Genomic DNA, 17,582 nt, shown 5'->3' with positions numbered 1-17,582 from the left:
AGGCGCCTGCATTTCCCGCTCTCAAGCTTACGAAAGAGCTGTCGGATCAATGCTGCGGTTCTCTAGCCCGCGAATCCGAAAAGGCCGCAAGGGCAAGCAACACCGGGCAATTTCTGCACAGCAATTCTGGCCCCTGTGTGTGACCCTGCCACGACAATCTGAGTGTGCAGGAGTTCGACATGGCCAGCAATCGCGGAGTCGCGTATCTCGAACCCGGCAAGGTCGAAGTCCGAAAGATCGATTTTCCAACTTTCCGCAATCCAGCAGGGAAGGAGATCGATCACGGTGTCATTCTCAAGGTCGTTTCGACCAACATCTGTGGCTCCGACCAACACATGGTTCGTGGCCGCACCACCGCGCCGGCCGGCATGGTGCTGGGCCATGAGATTACCGGCGAGGTGATCGAGAAGGGCCGCGACGTCGAGTATCTCGAGGTTGGCGATCTAGTGTCGGTCCCCTTCAACGTGGCGTGCGGACGCTGCCGCACCTGCCGCGAGGGCGATACTGGGGTCTGCCTTCACGTCAATTCCGATCGCGCCGGCGGCGCATACGGATATGTCGACATGGGCGGATGGATCGGTGGGCAGGCCGAGTACGTCATGGTGCCCTATGCCGATTTCAACCTGCTGAAGTTTCCGGACAAGGCACAGGCGATGGAAAAGATCCGCGACCTAACCTGCCTGTCCGATATTCTGCCCACGGGTTTCCACGGTGCAATCACCGCCAAGGTCGGTGTCGGGTCAACCGTGTACGTCGCTGGGGCGGGGCCGGTCGGGCTGGCGGCCGCCGCAGCCGCGCGCATCCTCGGCGCCGCTGTCGTGCTGATCGGTGACATGAACCGGGAGCGGCTCGCGCACGCCAAGAAGGTCGGCTTCGAGCCGATCGACCTCTCCAGACACGATCGGCTGGGCGAACTCGTCGCTGATGTCCTCGGCGTCCCGGAGGTCGATAGCGCCATCGACTGCGTCGGGTTCGAGGCCAAGGGGTACAGCGGCAATGGCCATGTCGTCGAAGCGCCTGCTGTCGTGCTGAATAGCCTCATGGAGGTCACCCGCCCGGCCGGCGCCATCGGCATCCCCGGTCTGTATGTGACTGAAGATCCTGGAGCAAAGGAGAAGGCAGCCAAGCTTGGCAATCTCAGCCTTCGCCTGGGTCTCGGCTGGGCAAAATCCCATAGTCTCCACACCGGACAGACTCCGGTCATCAAGTACAATCGGCAGCTCATGCAGGCGATCTTGTGGGACAGGCTGCCGATCGCAAACATCGTCAATGTCAAGGTGATTACCCTCGAACAGGCGCCGGAGGGCTATAAGTCCTTCGACGCCGGCATCGCGAACAAGTTTGTCATCGACCCGCACGGGGAAATCGCAAAGGTAGCTTGAGCTCGGAAACGGCTTCGATGATCGACAAGCTCGCAACGAGCCAACGCGATGGCCGGCTTACCGCTCGCGCCAACTCACAATGCCCACGAGTATCGACTGAGAGAAGCTGAGCGCCGCACCCGACGAGTGGCGATTTTGTGAGACCTAACCTGTGATCCACAGCCATGCCGCAGTGTTCCTCGCCGCAAGCGCTTGTGTTTCCAACCTCCTGGTGCACCGGTCATGCAACATCGGCGAATGAAGCAATGATCAGCTACGTGGACGCCTGCATCGGGGCGTGCCGTCCCACGTGATGCCGGGCGCCTGGAAGGGCATAGCCGCCGAGATGCCCAGCAGCAAGCGCCGCCATGCATCCACGCATCGTAATCTGAATGATGAATGCTGAATGATGTTGAACCCGCGCTGGCTCGCCGGATGCCCGAACGCGGCACTGCAGAATCACGAAACGTCTTGGGCCGCTCATAAGCTACTGCGTCCGTGTCGGGCGATCCGTTGCGAGACGTCGGATCCTGCTCTGGTCGGAGCAGGATACCTTGCGGCCGAGATCTACCATCGCATCTAGCCCGTAGGGTGCATCTGCCGGTACCGCGATGCAATCAACAAGAAATAAATATAATTACAAGATATATGTATATCAAATAAGCGTATTATACCGAGAAATACCTCCTGTATCTAAATAAGTGTGGCTTTCAAAACCAAAGAGAGCCCAAACCATAGGAGTGTATTATGAAAAGATCAACGACAATATTGGCGACGATCGCCCTGGGCGCAATGCTGGCAACAGGCACGGCGACCGTCTCGATGGCACGCGGCGGTGGCGGTGGCGGTCATGGCGGCGGAGGCCACGGCGCTGGCTTTGGTGGCGGCGGTCATAGCGAAAGCATGGGTGGTGGTGGTCACGGCGGAGGCTTTGGCGGCTTTAGCGGCCGCGCCGCAAGCATCGGCGCCGGCGTCCGTGGCGGCAACGGTCATGTCGGCGGTCATGGGTTCAGAAGGGGCCGCGGTTACGGCAGTGACTTCTATGGTGACGGCTACTGCGGTTACCCATATTACGAATATCAAGGGCTTTTCTCATACTGCCCGTGATTACCGCAGCCTCATCGAATCCGGGCTCCACAGCAGGTGGGGGCCGGATTCGAGTCTCGAAAAGGTCTTGCTTGCACGCCTGCCGAACTGTGACTTTGACCTGGATTTAGGATGCGTCATCAGCGCCGCGATGCAGTCAACCAGCCATATGTATAGCTAGAAGAGATATATATCTCAACCAAACGTACTATTCAGAGACAGATATCTTTCCCTATATAAATTTAGCTTTCAACAATTCCGGAAGTATTCAATCTTTAGGAGTGTATCGTGAAAAAATCAACAACAATCCTGGCGACGTTCGCTTTGGGTGTAATGCTGGCGACTGGCTCAGCCACGGTCTCCATGGCGCGCAGCGGTGGTGGTGATGGCCATACAATGGACTTTAGCGATATCGGCATTGGCAACCGCCAGCCGAAACACCCGCACCGCAAGGTCTTTTTTAGTGATCCAGCATATAACTACCAGTCTTGGTGGAACTACGATACCGATGCTGCTTACTGCTCGTTTGATGCTGTAAACTCAAGCTACTACGGAGCCAACGGAATGTGGCACTCTTGCCCATGATCCAATCCAATTAGGGTGGTTTGGCCAATTAGAGTGGTTTGGATTGAAGGGGTGCGGTCCCCGACTGGTGAACGGAAGACCGCGCAGTCTCCATGTGGTTCAACGGGCAAGCCCCTGTCTACCACCGGGAAAAATCCCTTCGGTCCGGTTCGAACCCCATGAGACCAAAACCACAAGATCCTTGTGGCGGTTGTCGGAACTACGGCCTGATTTAAGTCGGTGAACAGACCGCTACGCCTAGGAAGCACTGTCGTGTTGTGCCGGCAACGTGAATTGAAAGACAGCGCCTCGGGGCGTGTTCGGCATAGCCCAAAGCCGCCCACCGTGAGCTTCAACGATCGACTTGCAGACCGAAAGTCCTATGCCCATGCCAGTGGGCTTGGTCGTGTAAAAGGCCTCGAAGATACGATCGAAGCCTTCCACGGGCAGGCCAGGGCCTGTGTCCCGCACCGCGACGATCACGTCGCTCGGCCCGGTTTTACTGGTGCTGACCAGCAATGCCCGCGCCTCCTCGCTGACATCGTCCATCGCTTCCATGGCGTTGACAATCAGGTTCAGGATCAATTGCTGCAGTCGGACCCGATCACCTTGAACGGTTGGCAAGTCGTCAGTGAGCTGCGTCTTGACCGACACGCGGTTCTTTGCCACTTCGCCGCGGGCCAGAGCAATGACCTCGAGGATTGCTTCGTTGATGTCCAGTTGGCCGTGTACGGGCGGTACATTCCTGATGAGGGCGCGGATGCGGCCGATGACATTGCCGGCTCGATTGGCATCCCTTTTGATGGAAACGAGGGCTTGTCGGACCTCCTCCAGATCTGGAGGATCGCGCCCGAGCCAGACCAGGGCGGCATCGGCGTTGGTGACCGCCGCGGCGATCGGCTGGTTGACCTCATGAGCAATCGAAGCCGTCAGTAGGCCCATGGTCGTGATACGATTGACATGCGCGAGTTCGGCCTGGGCCGCGTGCAGCGCCTCCTCGGCCTTTATGCGTTCGGCCTTTTCTCGGGCCTCGCGCATCGCACGCCGCACCGAGGGTACGAGCCTTGATAGGCGCATCTTCAGAACATAGTCGGTGGCTCCGATCTTGAGCGCCTCGATTGCCACTTCTTCGCCAAGCGTGCCAGAGACAAAGATGAAGGGCAGATCGGGCACGGCGCTCAACGCAAGCTTCAGGGCCGAAAGCCCATCGAACGATGGGAGTTTGTAATCCGCCAGAATCAGGTCGATCTTGTTACCTTCAAGGGCTGTGATGAACTCGACACGAGTTTGCACCCGGGTTATTTCACAGTCGAAATGCTCCGCTTGAAGGACCTCTTGAATGAGTTCCGCGTCACTCGTGTTGTCCTCCAGCAACAGAATTCGGCACGCAGAGGTCATGTCACCTTCTTCATGCTGCCTGGTGGTGGCTGATTGACGATACCCCAGAAGACGCCGAGTTCCTTTATCGCATTGATGAATTCGTGAAAGTCGACCGGCTTTACGACATAAGCGTTCACCCCGAGTTTGTAGCTTCTCATCATGTCCTTTTCCTCCTGGGACGACGTGAGCACCACCACTGGTATCATTCTCAGGTGCTCGTCCGACTTGACCTGCTTCAAGACCTCCAATCCATCGACTTTGGGGAGTTTCAGATCAAGGAGCATGACGGCGGGGTTTTCGTCCGGGCGACCTTTGAACTCCCCGCGGCGATGGAGATAATCCAAAGCTATTTCTCCGTCACGCGCAACCGTCACCTCATTAGCCAGATTGTATTCCGCCAGCGCTTCCAGAGTAAGTTCCACGTCGCTTGGATCGTCCTCTACCAGTAGAATGCGTCCCAACAGGCTCATGGCGTGTTTGCCTCCCCCTTCGCTGTATCCTGGGCCGTGGGCAGCGAGAAATAGAAGGTCGCGCCTTGGTCCACCGCTCCTTCGGCCCGGACCCTCCCGCCGTGCCGGTGGATGATGCGCTGAACGATGGCCAGCCCTATTCCCGTACCCTCAAAATCCTCGGGCAGGTGCAGACGTTGAAAGACGCCGAACAATTTGTCCACATATTGCATGTCAAAGCCTGCGCCATTGTCCCTGAAGAACACCTCTACTTCGTCCTTATGCCCGTCAACGCAGCCGATCTCGATTTGGGCCTGCGTGCGCATGCTCGTGAACTTGATCGCGTTGGAAACCAGGTTGACGACAACCAGTCTCAGCATGGAGCGGTCACCGTGGCAAACCGGAAGTGCATCGATCTTCCACACAATGTCTCGCCCTCTCGTCTCCTCGCCGATCTCCGTCACGACCTCGTCGACAAGCTGCTGCAGGCTTACGAGCCTCCTGTTAGTCTCGGCCCGGCCGATCCTGGAAAACGCCAGCAGATCGTCGATCAGGTTGCCCATTCGTTTTGATGAGGCGAGAATCGTCTGTATGTATCTCCGACTCTTCTCATCCAGGCCAGACGCGTGCTTCTGCAGCAGCTCCGCATAGCCGGCCGAATGGCGAAGCGGCGCGCGCAGGTCGTGGGAGACGGAATAGGCAAACGACTCCAATTCCCCGTTGCTCGCTTCGAGCTCTGAGGCCCGCTTGGCGAGTTCCTGATTGAGACCTCGAATGTCGTTCTCGCGGTGCTTGCGCTGCTCCACCTCGAGCTGAAGGGTGTCGCGGGCGTGGCGCAGATCGCTCTCGATGCGACGGCGGAGGTTGACGAACGAAGCGACAATTCCCGCCCATCCCAGGAGGAGGACCAAGTACGGCAGATCTCGGGTAGAAAAATCGAAAGAGTAAAGGGGCTCCAGGAAGAAATAATCGAAGCACGCCATGGTCAGTACGACGGCGACAACGGAGGGGCCAAGTCCAGCGTACCAGGCGATCATGACGATCGCCAGTTCAAAAATCGGCAGCTCCAAGTCGCGCAGCCCGTAGTGCTGGAAGGCCAACGCCGGCCCAACGGCAATTCCAACGCAAACAACCGAGAAGCCATACCGCATGATGAGTGCGAGGCCTCTCGACAGCTTTGGGTTAGCGTGCTCCACGGCTTGCCTCACTCCGACATCTGTGAGCCTTCTGCGCCCCGGCGACTATAGCCTGCCAGTCGAACCCCGATAAGGAGCAAGCGTCGACCATGCCAGCATGGTCGTTGCAGACGCGGCTGCAACGCGCTGCATCGGCTGACCAACGGCGGCTCTTGTCCGCGCGCGAGGACCAGCCTCAGCGAACCACGTGCATCTCTGCCTTCCTGATCGTCTCGCCGCTTCGCCGCAGAGCCTGCCGCTCATCATCCCACATGTCCGGTTCGATCACGTCGATGATGCCTTGGCATCCGACGATGCTTGGCAGCGACAACGTCGCGCCGTAAGCCTCATGATAGCTGCCAATGGGGATGACGGCCCGTTCATCGCTCAGGACTATTTCGGCGATGCGGGCAGAAACCATGCCGATCCCGTACTGGCTGGCGCCGATGCCCTCGATAATGGTGATGTTAGCGTAGCGCACGTCTGCCTCGATGCGCTTGCGGAAGTCCTCACGGCTGAGACCGCGCCGTTCGATCGCCTCCAGGATCAGGGACCCGGCAACTCGGGCGGATGACCACAGGAATACTTGGGAGGTGCCGTGCTCTCCCACCACGAGGGCTTCGACGGAAGTCGGACTGACGCCGAGTTCGCGGGCAAGATGCACGCGAAACCGGAGGCTGTCGAGGTAGGTGCCCGTGCTCAGCACACGCTCGTGGCCCGCGAGGCGCCGGACGTGATCCGCGAGCGGGTCGGGAGGATCGGTTACAACGAGCAGCACGGCGTTTGGCGATGCCTTTGCGATCCTAGGCACGATCTCTTCATAGACTCTGACATTCTGGTCGAGCAGCTTGAGCCTCCCGGTCGGATCGTTGCGGTCGATGGCGCCTCCGGTCTTCTCGTTGACGCCCGCGGTAATCATGATCAGGGCGGCACCGGCCAGATCTTCATAATCGCCGGCACGGATTTCAGTAATTGGTGAGAGTGGCGTTCCGTAGCGCATGTCGGTTGCGACCGCTTCGGCGCGCTTGCTGTTCCGATTGAGCAGCACGATCTCACGTGTCACACCACGCATAATTGAGGCCAAGGCACATGCCGTGCCGACCCCTCCCACACCGACAATGCCGATCTTCATGAGCAGCTCCCATATCGTTCCGCAACGGTGGTCCAACACGCAGCAAACTGGTCCGTTCCCATTTGCACCCGAGATCGGCAGCAATTCTTTTTCGGCGTTGCCCCGATTGGCGATATGTTGCGTTTTTGTGCCTTGTCCTTCGACCTTGACAACAGCTGGACCTTCGTATTCGCGAATGCCAATTCACCAAAGATCGGCGTCGAGATTTTATCGCTATCAACTCGTGATGAGATACATGAATTGACCTCTCGCCGGCTTCCAGCACTGCGCGTCGCAACAGGCATCGACATGGTCATGTCGGTTCTGTTGCTCTTGAACGTCCTTGAGCGCTGACCGATGGTTCGGGCGGCGCGCTCGGGTATGTCAATTCCCACCCGCCACCGAGCGCTTTGTACAGTTGGACGAGATTGATCGAGATGTTGGTCGTGCTCTGCGCATGATCCTGTTCGGCCTGAAGCAGTATGCGTGCGGTGTCGAGCACGGTCGTGAACTCGGTGACCCCGTCATTGTAGCGGTCACGGGCCAGCGACAAGGCTTGCCGCAGATGCTGAACCTGCATGGCCAACCGGGCGCTACGCTGCCGTTCTGTCCGGTAGGCGACGAGGGCATTTACAACCTCGTGCCAGGCTTCCAGCACCGTCCTGTGATAGGCGATCGCCGCTTCCACCTGTTGCGCCTTGCGAAGCTGCAACGTCGCCTTCAGCCGGCCACCCTCGAAGATTGGTATCGAAATGCTCGGCCCGACACTGGTCGGAATCGCGTGGGCCGTCAACTGGCTCGCGACCTTGAGGGCGTCGAAGCCCACCGACCCATTCAATTGGAGGGATGGATAGAACTCGGCGACCGCCACTCCGATGTCGGCGGTGGCTGCGTGAAGCTGGGCTTCCGCGGCGCGGATATCCGGGCGCCGCCGCGCCAGCTCGGAGGGAATGCCAATCGGAATCCGGGCAGGCCTCGGCACCACTTGTTTCCCAGTGGCGAGTTCGCCGCGCAGCGCATCCGGAGGCAGGCCGAGCAGAAAGCTCAACGCGTTGATCTGCTGCGCTTCCTGCTGTTCCAGGCTGGGCAACTGGGCACGAACGGCTTCGACCTGCGCTGCGGCGTTCTCGACGTCCAGACTGGTCGTCAAGCCCTTCTGCTGACGCGTTTGCGTCAGCTGCAAAATGTCCCGCTCAATTTTCAGATTGTCATTGGTAATCCTGATCAAGGTCTGCGTCCCACGCAGCTGGATATAGTCGCGTGCGGTTTCGGCGAGGCTCGAGAGCAGCGCGTCGCGCCGCTGTTCCTCCGAAGACTGAACTTGCGCATCCGCCGCTTCGACCTGACGGCGGACATGCCCCCAAAGATCGAGCTCCCATGATACATCGAAGCCACTGGTAAACAGGTTGTCCGGCTTTGCGGAAGAAATGGTGCTGTTCGGCGAACCAAGCAGACTGTCGATCAGGGTGCCTTTGGCACTCACATCGCTAAGATTTTGATGTTGGTACCTAGCGCTGCCATTCAGGCTGGGCAGTTGGGCGGAGGCCACGGCACCGCGCTGAAAACGGCTTTCCGCGAGCCGGACGGTCGCAGTTTGCACATCGAGGTTGGCGTCCGCAAGGCGCCGCACGAGCGAGGTAAGCGTCGCGTCGTGAAAGGCCTGCCACCAGGCGGGGTCGACGGGCTCGAGAACCGCCGTGCCCGATCCCGCAGAATTCGCCGCTGCAGCACTGGTGGCAAACCAGCGTTTCGGCAGCGCCGAATCCGGCCGGACAAAGTCAGGCCCCACGGTACAAGCTGTCAACGCGAACGTGCTGGAAATCAGTGCCAGAGTGCTTAATTTATGGCCCATGATCAATCCACGTGGCTGGCGCCCACGCCACCGGCGGCCCTCTTCCCTGACAGAAGGAAGCAGAAGGGAACGGTGAGGAAGGCGACGAAGGAGAAGAACAGAAAGACGTCCGAATAAGCGAGAACGGCAACTTGCGTCCGAAAAGTCTGGTAGACCTTTCCTACCGCCACGCCATGCACCGATGCTGCGGCATGCCCGGTCGCGATCAACGCACGTTCGTATTGATCCACCAGCGCATTGTAGGGTTGGTGAAAGGATGAGGCCCATTCCGATAGATAGGACTGCCGGATCTGACTCCGCTCTGTGACCATCGAAGTTGCGACAGAAATCCCTATCGACCCGGATACGTTGCGGACCATCGAAAAGAGGGCCGCCGCATCGCCGCTCAGTTCGCGCGGCAAAGTGAGATAGGTGGTCGTGCTGATCGGTACGAACAGAAACGCGAGCGCGGCAGCCTGCCAGCTACGCATCAGCACGAGCGTCGGGAAATCGATGTTTGGTGCCAGATGGCTCGAGAAGAAGAGCGCGCATCCCATCACAAAAAAACCGGCTGCCACGACGAACCGCGTCTGGACGATTGTCATGAGACGGCCAACCAATGGAATGAGGACGATGACAATAAGGCCGCCCGGAGAAAGAATGAGCCCCGCCCAGGTTGCGGTATAGCCGAGAACCTGTTGCGCGAGCTGCGGAATCACGACGGCGCTGGCATAGAGTATGCTGCCCATCGCCGCGATCATCGCGCAGCCGGCGGCGAAATTCCTATCCTTGAACACGTCGAGATTGACGATCGGTTTCTTGGCAATCAGCAGCCAGCCGATCGCGCCCGCGATCCCCAGGAAGGCGAGAAGCGCCACGACCACGATGAAGGACGAACCGAACCAATCGTCGTCTGTGCCGCGGTCCATCATGATCTGTAGGGATCCGAGACCAAGCGTGATGAGCGACAGGCCAACATAGTCGAGCCCCCGGCTCTTCCTGTTTTTCACCCACGGCGGATCCTCAACGAGTATCGAATTCAAAACAACCGCGAGGATGCCGACGGGCACATTGATGAAGAAGATCCAGCGCCAGGTCGACTGATCGGTGATGATGCCGCCCAGTGTCGGACCAAGGACCGGGGCGACGACGGTGGCGATCGCCGTGACGCCGAATGCGGCCGCGCGCCTGGCCGGCGGAAACGTATCCAGGATGATCGACTGCTGGTTTGGTTGCAGGCCGCCGCCGAAGAAACCCTGCAGCAACCGGAAAACGATCAGTTCGCCCAGACTGGTCGACGTTCCGCACAAGAACGAGAACACCGTGAACATGGTGATGCAGATCAGAAAGTAACGTTTGCGCCCGAAAAAATTGCTCAGCCAGCCAGAAATGGTCAGCACGATCCCGTTTGCTACCAGGTAAGAGGTGAGCGCCCAGGTCGCCTCGTCATTGCTCGCCGACAAACTGCCCGCGATGTGCGGCAAGGCAACATTGACGATCGTGGTATCGAGAACTTCCATGAATGCGGCAAGAGTCACCGAAACCGCAATGAGCCAGGGATTGTAACGGGGCTTCCAGGTCGAGCCCTCGTCGACTGTAGGGTTGCTCATCGAACCGTTACCATCGGAACCACCGATATCCCGAGCGGTAGCGGGACCTTGGGATCGAGCCCGCGGTCGATCACGATCTTGACCGGCACGCGTTGAACGATCTTCACGAAATTGCCGGTGGCGTTTTCGGGCGGGAAGGCGGTGAACTTCGAACCGGATCCCATCTGAATACTGTCGACATGGCCATGCAGGTTGAGTTCTGGATAGCCATCCACGTCGATCTTCACGCTCTGGCCTGGCCGCAGACCATCAAGCTGGTTTTCCTTGAAGTTGGCTGTGACCCAGACGTCTGGTGAAACGATTGAGAAAATCTGCTGCCCAGGCGTCACGTAGTTGCCCATTTCGACGTTGCGCCGGGTTATCCAGCCATCCTGCGGCGCCCTCACGACCGTCCAGGAGAGATTGAGCGCTGCTTGGTCAAGTTGCGCTTGAGCCTGCTCGACTTGCCCGTTCAGTTGTTCGACCTGCGCATCACTCTGGCCGATGTGCTGCTCGACCGGTGAGCTCAGTTGGACCTGGGCTTCGGCTTGCGTAGCTTGTGCTTTGCTCTGGCGCAGCGCGGCCAATGCCGCGTCGACCTCTTGCTGTGTTGTCGCGGCCTTCGGCAGACTGCTCTGACGGTCGTAATCGGCCTGTGCCTTGGTCAGATTGGCCTGTGCCGTCAGCAATTGGGCCTGGGCCTGTTGATACAGGGCGGGGAAATTCCTGCGGGCGATTTCGGCCAAGAGCCGTTGCCCTGTAGCTTGCGCCTTGGCGCTGTCGAGCGCGCCCTGCCCCCGATTCTGATCGATCGTGTAAGAGCGCGGATCAATATGGATCAGCGGATCACCCTTGTGGACATATTGGTTGTCCGTCACGTCAAGCGACACGACGAGGCCCGAAACCTGCGGCGCGAGGGTGACAACCCGCCCATCAGTATAGGCGTCATCCGTGCTCACCAGGTTGAGGTTCGAATACCAGTAGTAGAACCCGCTGAGGGCGAGGACAGCCACGACAACAAAACCGACGATGAAGACAGCCGGCTTGCGCCCTCGGTGTCCTGTGTCTGAACCGCCTGGTCCGCGCTCGTGCTGCGCACTCTCGACGGTCGCCTCAGGCTTCTCCCCACCAGGCAGCAGGCTGCCAGGCCCTTGCTGTTCGGAATCGCCTTCGCCAGGGCGGCTATCGGCAGTTATGGAAATAGTGCGATTGGCAACGCGAGCATCGGTAACAAGCGTTTTTGTGCCCGCCGCGATTTCGCGCGTAGGGGCGCTTGCTGCCAGCCGCTTGGACTCGCCATTGACTTGGCGGAGGGGAGTGATGCTGGCCGTTTGGGACATCGGACGCCTCTTTCATGTGAACTGACTTGAGACGTTTTCCCGATGTCGCCGCTTTCCCCTGGCACGACCGCTGTCGACTCGCGGGACCCTGGCGAGCCCTCGGCTGAAGCCGGATTGCCATCCTGGAACCAGCGATCACGAGCTAACGCTGAGAATCAATCCGTTATTCGGGCAACTGGCTGTCTCTCTCCTTCCACCCACGTTAAAGGGCCACAGACCACGTGATCCATCCGACAGAGGTATAGGAGAATGGAGTATAAGTCTGAAAGGCTCATACGTTGGTTTGTAGCGAAGACTTAGTCTTCGCCGATGCATTTGCTCGGACACGCCAGAGTAATTCACAACGAGCAACAAAGTTTTCCTCAGACACTGCCTCTGCACGCGTCACATGCTCGGGTTTGGCGTGCGAATATGGAAATCCAGCCGCCTTTAGGGAAGAGCGGCTCCCTTCCTTCTGGCATCATTTCGCTATCTGATCGGACCAACCCGACACCAATCTAGGGGTGAAATCTGTCAGATGCTGCGTCGACGATCAAAATCTTGGTCGCGCGGCGTATGCGATCGCGGTGACAATAATACGACGTTGTCGCCTATGCCTAAGTCTAGACACACGAACTGACGGCTGCCCCATGCATAATGAGCATAATGTTGCGTCGTTGAGATTGCTGATTGCCATGGCGATCGCGGTATTGTCCGGCGAGCCGAGCTTGGCGCAAGTCAGCACTACGATGCCGGCAACAGGAATGACTTCGCCCCTCTCTGCAGTTGGTTCGCCCCTCAATCCAGTTGGTGCAAATCCGGTTGGTATTCCCCTGGGCGCCATGGAGCTCGATCCTGGTGGCTTGACGACGTCCATCTCGCCAACATCCAGCTCCATGGGCAGCATTGGTACCTCCATGGGCGGCACCAGTGGCACGGGATGTACCAATGTCGTGGCGCCAAGTGCCACGACGTCAAGTTCCACAGTTGCCGGAAATACTTTCGACGGCGGCGGCATGAACGGAACCACGTCCACCAGCGGGACGTCGTCTACGAGCTTAACGGCTTCAACAGCATTGGGCACCTGCAACTCGCTGACGTCGAGTACGTCCAGCACCACAGGGATACTATCGACGACCACCGGGACAACGTCCGGGACAACGTCCACGAGCCTTGGGACTCCGGTTGGGATTCCACTCGGGTCTTCAGAGCTCAGCAATTTGGGAGTGAGCCCAATGTTGAGCATGCCAACACCCAATATATCCGATCCAGTAACAAGCCCACTGGTGTCAATTCCAACACTCAATGCATTGGGCACATCCTGCAGCAGCACGGGTATGACCGGCACAAGCGGCACGTCATCGACATCCAATTGCTCGATCCCTTAACAGCCTTCCCTTGGAAAGGTCCATCAATGCGTAAGCGACCCTTCATTATTGCCGCGCTGCTGATCATTGTTGGAGGCGTTGGGCTTGCTGCCAAGCACGGCTACGATCCTTCCGAACCTGCAGCGGCCTCAGTTCCGGCCCCCGCGATTCCGGTCGTTGCCGGACAAGTAGCCAGTCACGATGTTCCGATCTACCTTCGTGGAGTCGGAACGGTGATCGCCTACAACAACGTGGTGGTGCACAGCCTGATCTCAGGACCGATCACGAAGATCACATTCACCCAGGGCCAGAAAGTAAAAAAGGGCGATCTGCTGGCCCAGATCGATCCAAATCCCTATCAGGCACAAATCGATCAGATAACCGCCACCTGCGAGCGCGACCAGGCGCAACTCGTCAATGCGCAGGCAAATCTGGACCGCTACACACCTCTGTTGGCGAAGGGTTATGCCACGTCCCAACTTGTAGCCACGCAGAAGGCTCAGGTGATCCAGCTCCAGGCCACGATCAAGGCAGACGAGGCTCTGTTACAGGCGGCGCAAATCAATCTGAGCTACACCCGTCTGACCGCGCCGATCGACGGCGTAACAGGTATCCGTCAGATCGACGAAGGCAACATCATTCACCCGACCGATACTTTCGGCCTGGTCGACATTGCGCAGATCCAGCCGATCTCGTTGATCTTCACGCTGCCCGAGGACACTCTCCCTCAAATCCAGCAGGAGATGGCCAAAGGCCCGCTCACCGTCCTTGCGTACACCCAGGACGACAAGACCCAGCTCGACGAAGGCAAACTCCTGCTTGTCGACAACCAGATCGTCCAGACGACGGGCACGATCCGTCTCCGGGCCACCTTTCCGAACGCACGGAACCAACTCTGGCCGGGTGCGCTCGTGAATGCACGGTTGCTTCTAAATACCCGTGGCGACGGGCTGACGATCGCCGAGTCGGCAGTGCAGCAGGGTCCGAACGGCTCTTACGTCTACGTGATCGCTTCTGATGGAACTGCACAGATGCGGCCTGTCACTGTCGCACAGATAACCGGAGGAGAAGCTCTCATCGATTCAGGTCTGAAGGCGAACGAAAACGTCGTGGTCGACGGACAATACAGGCTGGCGCAGGGCACCCCCGTCCAAGTCCTGCACGGCAAAGCCGCCAAACAAGCCGATCTGCAAAGCGCAGTGCAGCAGGCGATCCCGTGAACATCTCGGCCCCTTTCATCCACCGACCGATTGCGACAGGCCTGCTGATGGCGGGCCTGCTGCTGTGTGGGCTCGCTACCTACCAACTCTTGCCTGTCGCATCCCTGCCAAATGTCAACTTTCCCACGATTCAGGTATCAGCGCAGCTGCCGGGCGCCGATCCCGAAACCATGGCGTCGTCAGTAGCCACTCCGCTCGAGCAACAGATCAGCCAACTCCCCGGCGTGACCCAGCTGACTTCGGCCAGCGCGCTTGGCAGCACGCAGCTCACCGTTCAGTTCGACCTCAGCCGTAGCGTCGACAGTGCAGAGGTTGACGTGCTGTCGGCGATCAATGCCGCCAGCCCCTATCTGCCTGTGGGCATCCCGTATCCGCCGACCATCCGTAAGGTCAATCCGGCGGATACGCCGATCCTTGTGCTCGCACTGACATCCGATTCGCTGCCACTGACGACCGTAGATGCCTATGCGGAAAACATTCTGCTGCCGAAGATCTCGCAAATCTCGGGCGTGGGTCTCGTAGGCATTGGCGGTCAGCAGAAGCCAGCAATCCGTGTGCAGATCAATCCGCAAGCGGCCGCGGCCCGCGGCATTGGGCTCGAAGATGTCCGCAACGTGCTCGGCGAGGCCAACGTCGATATTGCGAAGGGCACGCTCAATAGTCCGCGTCAAACCTTCACGCTCAACACCAACGACCAATTGCTCAAACCCAGCCCTTACAATGATATTATCATCGCCTATCGCAATGGCTCCCCTGTTCGCATCCGTGACATAGGAAACGCGATCGACGGGCCGGAGAACCACTTTGTGGCAGGTTGGTTTGACAAGAAGCCCGCCATACTGCTGGCTATCCGGCGCCTGCCCGGTGCCAATGTGATCGAGACGGTCGGCAGCATTCAGGCTCTGTTGCCTCAACTGCAAGCTTCGATCCCGCCCGGCATCAAGGTATCGGTCGTTTCTGACCGCACACAAACCATCCGCGCCTCGGTCTCGGATGTGCAGTTCACGCTGATGCTGACGGTTGCGTTGGTAGTGATGGTAATATTCCTGTTCCTACGCAATTTCTGGGCAACGGTTATTCCCGCAGTCACCGTACCCCTTTCGCTCGTCGGCACCTTTGCAGTGCTCTATGTCTTTGGATACAGCCTCGACAATTTGTCGCTCATGGCCTTGTCGATCGCAGTCGGCTTCGTCGTCGACGATGCGGTCGTGGTGATCGAGAACATCGTCCGCCACATAGAAGATGGCCTCACGCCGATGGAGGCTGCGCTAAAAGGCTCGAGCGAAATCGGCTTCACCATCGTTTCGATTACGCTGTCCCTGATCGCTGTCTTCATTCCGCTGTTCCTCATGGGTGGCTATGTCGGCAAACTGTTCCAGGAATTCGCCGTAACGGTAAGCGTTTCATTGATCCTGTCACTGGTGATCTCGCTCACGTTGACCCCAATGATGTGTGCGCGTCTGCTCAAGAGCGAGGTCAATGTCAGGCACGGACGGCTCTATAATATTTGCGAAAGCGGTTTCGACGCGCTGCTTGGATTGTATGAGCGGGGCCTCAAGATCGTCCTGCAGCATACTTTCGTCACGCTGCTCGTCATGCTCGGAACGATCGCCGTCACGGGCTATCTCTACATTGTCATCCCAAAGGGTTTTTTCCCGCAACAAGACACCGGCCTGATTATCGGCGTCACCGAAGCCGATCAGGATATCTCGTTCCCAGCCATGGCCGAGCGTCAGCAGGCGATCATCGACACCGTGATGAAGGATCCGGCGGTTGCCTCGGTCGGGGCCTCGGTAGGAGCAGTCGGCGGGAACACGCTCAATCAAGGGACGATGTACATCGCCTTGAAGCCTAACGACCAACGTGACGTCAGCGCCGATCAGGTGATCAACCGGCTATCGACCCAACTCGCCAAGACCCAAGGCATAGCACTTTATATGCAGGCAGCGCAGGACATCACTATCGGCGGCCGCGTTTCGAAGACGCAGTATCAATACACTCTGGCCGATGCCGATTCCAACGAGCTCAACCATTGGGCGCCGATCTTCCTCAACAAGCTTAAAGGCCTGCCAGGAATTATCGACGTGGCCACCGACCAGGAGAATGCCGGACCATTACTCGATGTGACGGTCAATCGCGACGTCGCGTCGAGTTTCGGAATCCTGCCGTCGACGATCGACAACACGCTCGACGATGCCTTCGGCCAGCGCATCGTCTCCACAATGTTCACGCAGCTCAACCAGTATCACGTCGTTCTCGAGGTCAGCCCGGAATTCCAGTACGGTCCCGAAGCGCTGAAGGATATCTATCTGACTTCTTCGGCAGGGCAGCAGGTGCCGCTAAGCGCCCTGGTGACCAGCGTGACCAAGGCTGCGCCGATCGTGGTCAATCATCAAGGCATGTTCCCGGCGGTCACCATCTCCTTCAATCTGAAACCTGGTGCGCCGCTCGGAAATGCGGTGGCCGCTATCCAGCAGTTCGAACGCGATGCCGGAAAGCCCGCTTCGCTTGCAACCAGTTTCCAGGGCAACGCACAGGCGTTTCAGTCGGCGCTGTCAGGCACACCAATCCTGATCGGAGTGGCGCTGGTGGTGATCTACATCATCCTCGGAGTGCTCTATGAGAGCATAATCCATCCGATCACCATTCTGTCGACACTGCCGTCGGCCGCCATTGGCGCCTTGTTGTTGCTGATGGCGGTCCATATGGACTTCAGCGTCATAGCGATGATCGGCGTTATCCTGCTGATCGGCATCGTCAAGAAGAATGGCATCATGCTTGTCGACTTTGCGCTCGAGGTCGAGAGGAACGAGGGTCTGAGTCCACAGGAGTCGATCTACCGGGCTTGCACCATACGATTCCGGCCGATCCTGATGACCACCATGGCGGCGATTCTAGGCGGCGTGCCGATGATGCTAGGCACCGGCGCGGGATCGGAAATCCGCCAGCCGCTCGGCTACACCATCGTCGGTGGCTTGGTGCTCTCGCAAGTGCTGACGCTTTATACGACGCCGGTGGTCTACCTGTATCTTGATCGGCTGGGCAGGTTCCTGGGCGGCTCGCGCAAGCAGGTGATGCCCGTTGAAGCCGCCGGTGAATGAATGCCGTCTCGTTGGCGGCTGTACCAAGG

The 17,582-nt window shown here is 58.6% G+C and carries 13 protein-coding genes; 5 read left to right on the top strand and 8 right to left on the bottom strand.

The window, feature by feature from the left end:
• Positions 1-179: 179 nt before the first annotated feature.
• From fdhA to NKH52_RS15975, 3 genes are all read left to right on the top strand, one after another.
• Complete coding sequence (gene fdhA, locus NKH52_RS15985; protein WP_352732016.1) at positions 180-1,382, top strand: formaldehyde dehydrogenase, glutathione-independent; 1,203 nt, start codon at positions 180-182, stop codon at positions 1,380-1,382.
• Between the two features lie 829 nt (positions 1,383-2,211).
• On the top strand, positions 2,212-2,628 hold the full coding sequence (locus NKH52_RS15980) for a hypothetical protein (RefSeq protein WP_352732018.1): 417 nt from the start codon (positions 2,212-2,214) through the stop codon (positions 2,626-2,628).
• A 107-nt stretch (positions 2,629-2,735) separates the two neighbouring features.
• Complete coding sequence (locus NKH52_RS15975; RefSeq protein ID WP_352732020.1) at positions 2,736-3,032, top strand: hypothetical protein; 297 nt, start codon at positions 2,736-2,738, stop codon at positions 3,030-3,032.
• Between the two features lie 237 nt (positions 3,033-3,269).
• Here the strand turns inward: NKH52_RS15975 and NKH52_RS15970 are convergent, their stop codons facing one another.
• The 8 genes from NKH52_RS15970 to NKH52_RS15935 all read right to left on the bottom strand — a co-directional run bounded on the left by NKH52_RS15970 (position 3,270) and on the right by NKH52_RS15935 (position 13,237).
• Positions 3,270-4,409 carry an ATP-binding protein gene (locus NKH52_RS15970; RefSeq protein ID WP_352732022.1) on the bottom strand — a complete coding sequence of 380 codons (1,140 nt, stop codon included), beginning with the start codon at positions 4,407-4,409 and terminating at the stop codon, positions 3,270-3,272.
• The gene (locus NKH52_RS15965; protein ID WP_352732024.1) at positions 4,406-4,861 is read right to left on the bottom strand and encodes a response regulator; all 456 of its coding nucleotides are present in this window, start codon (positions 4,859-4,861) and stop codon (positions 4,406-4,408) included. The genes NKH52_RS15970 and NKH52_RS15965 overlap by 4 nt, the downstream gene beginning before the upstream one ends.
• Complete coding sequence (locus NKH52_RS15960; protein ID WP_352732026.1) at positions 4,858-6,036, bottom strand: sensor histidine kinase; 1,179 nt, start codon at positions 6,034-6,036, stop codon at positions 4,858-4,860. The genes NKH52_RS15965 and NKH52_RS15960 overlap by 4 nt, the downstream gene beginning before the upstream one ends.
• A 175-nt stretch (positions 6,037-6,211) precedes the next feature.
• A complete protein-coding gene (locus tag NKH52_RS15955; RefSeq protein WP_352732028.1) occupies positions 6,212-7,147 on the bottom strand; it encodes a lactate/malate family dehydrogenase in 936 nt (311 codons plus the stop codon).
• A gap of 292 nt (positions 7,148-7,439) precedes the next feature.
• Positions 7,440-8,978, bottom strand: a complete 1,539-nt coding sequence (locus NKH52_RS15950) for an efflux transporter outer membrane subunit (RefSeq protein WP_352732030.1) — start codon at positions 8,976-8,978, stop codon at positions 7,440-7,442.
• 2 nt (positions 8,979-8,980) lie between these two features.
• Positions 8,981-10,567, bottom strand: a complete 1,587-nt coding sequence (locus NKH52_RS15945; protein WP_352732032.1) for a DHA2 family efflux MFS transporter permease subunit — start codon at positions 10,565-10,567, stop codon at positions 8,981-8,983.
• A complete protein-coding gene (locus NKH52_RS15940; protein WP_352732034.1) occupies positions 10,564-11,886 on the bottom strand; it encodes an HlyD family secretion protein in 1,323 nt (440 codons plus the stop codon). Before NKH52_RS15940 ends, NKH52_RS15945 begins: the two co-directional genes overlap by 4 nt.
• A 532-nt stretch (positions 11,887-12,418) precedes the next feature.
• Positions 12,419-13,237 (bottom strand): hypothetical protein, encoded by an 819-nt coding sequence (locus NKH52_RS15935; RefSeq protein WP_352732036.1) that lies wholly within the window; start codon positions 13,235-13,237, stop codon positions 12,419-12,421.
• A gap of 42 nt (positions 13,238-13,279) precedes the next feature.
• On the opposite strand from NKH52_RS15935, the gene NKH52_RS15930 reads away from it, so the two are divergent.
• Positions 13,280-14,452 (top strand): efflux RND transporter periplasmic adaptor subunit, encoded by a 1,173-nt coding sequence (locus NKH52_RS15930; protein WP_352732038.1) that lies wholly within the window; start codon positions 13,280-13,282, stop codon positions 14,450-14,452.
• A complete protein-coding gene (locus tag NKH52_RS15925) occupies positions 14,449-17,553 on the top strand; it encodes an efflux RND transporter permease subunit (RefSeq protein WP_352732039.1) in 3,105 nt (1,034 codons plus the stop codon). The genes NKH52_RS15930 and NKH52_RS15925 overlap by 4 nt, the downstream gene beginning before the upstream one ends.
• The last annotated feature ends 29 nt before the right edge of the window (positions 17,554-17,582 follow it).

The sequence above is a fragment of the Mesorhizobium sp. M1066 genome (assembly GCF_040318635.1).
In the GTDB taxonomy this organism is placed as follows: Bacteria; Pseudomonadota; Alphaproteobacteria; order Rhizobiales; family Rhizobiaceae; genus Mesorhizobium.
The sequence above is the reverse complement of the archived record's forward strand: the minus strand, read 5'-3'. Positions and strand labels throughout refer to the sequence as shown.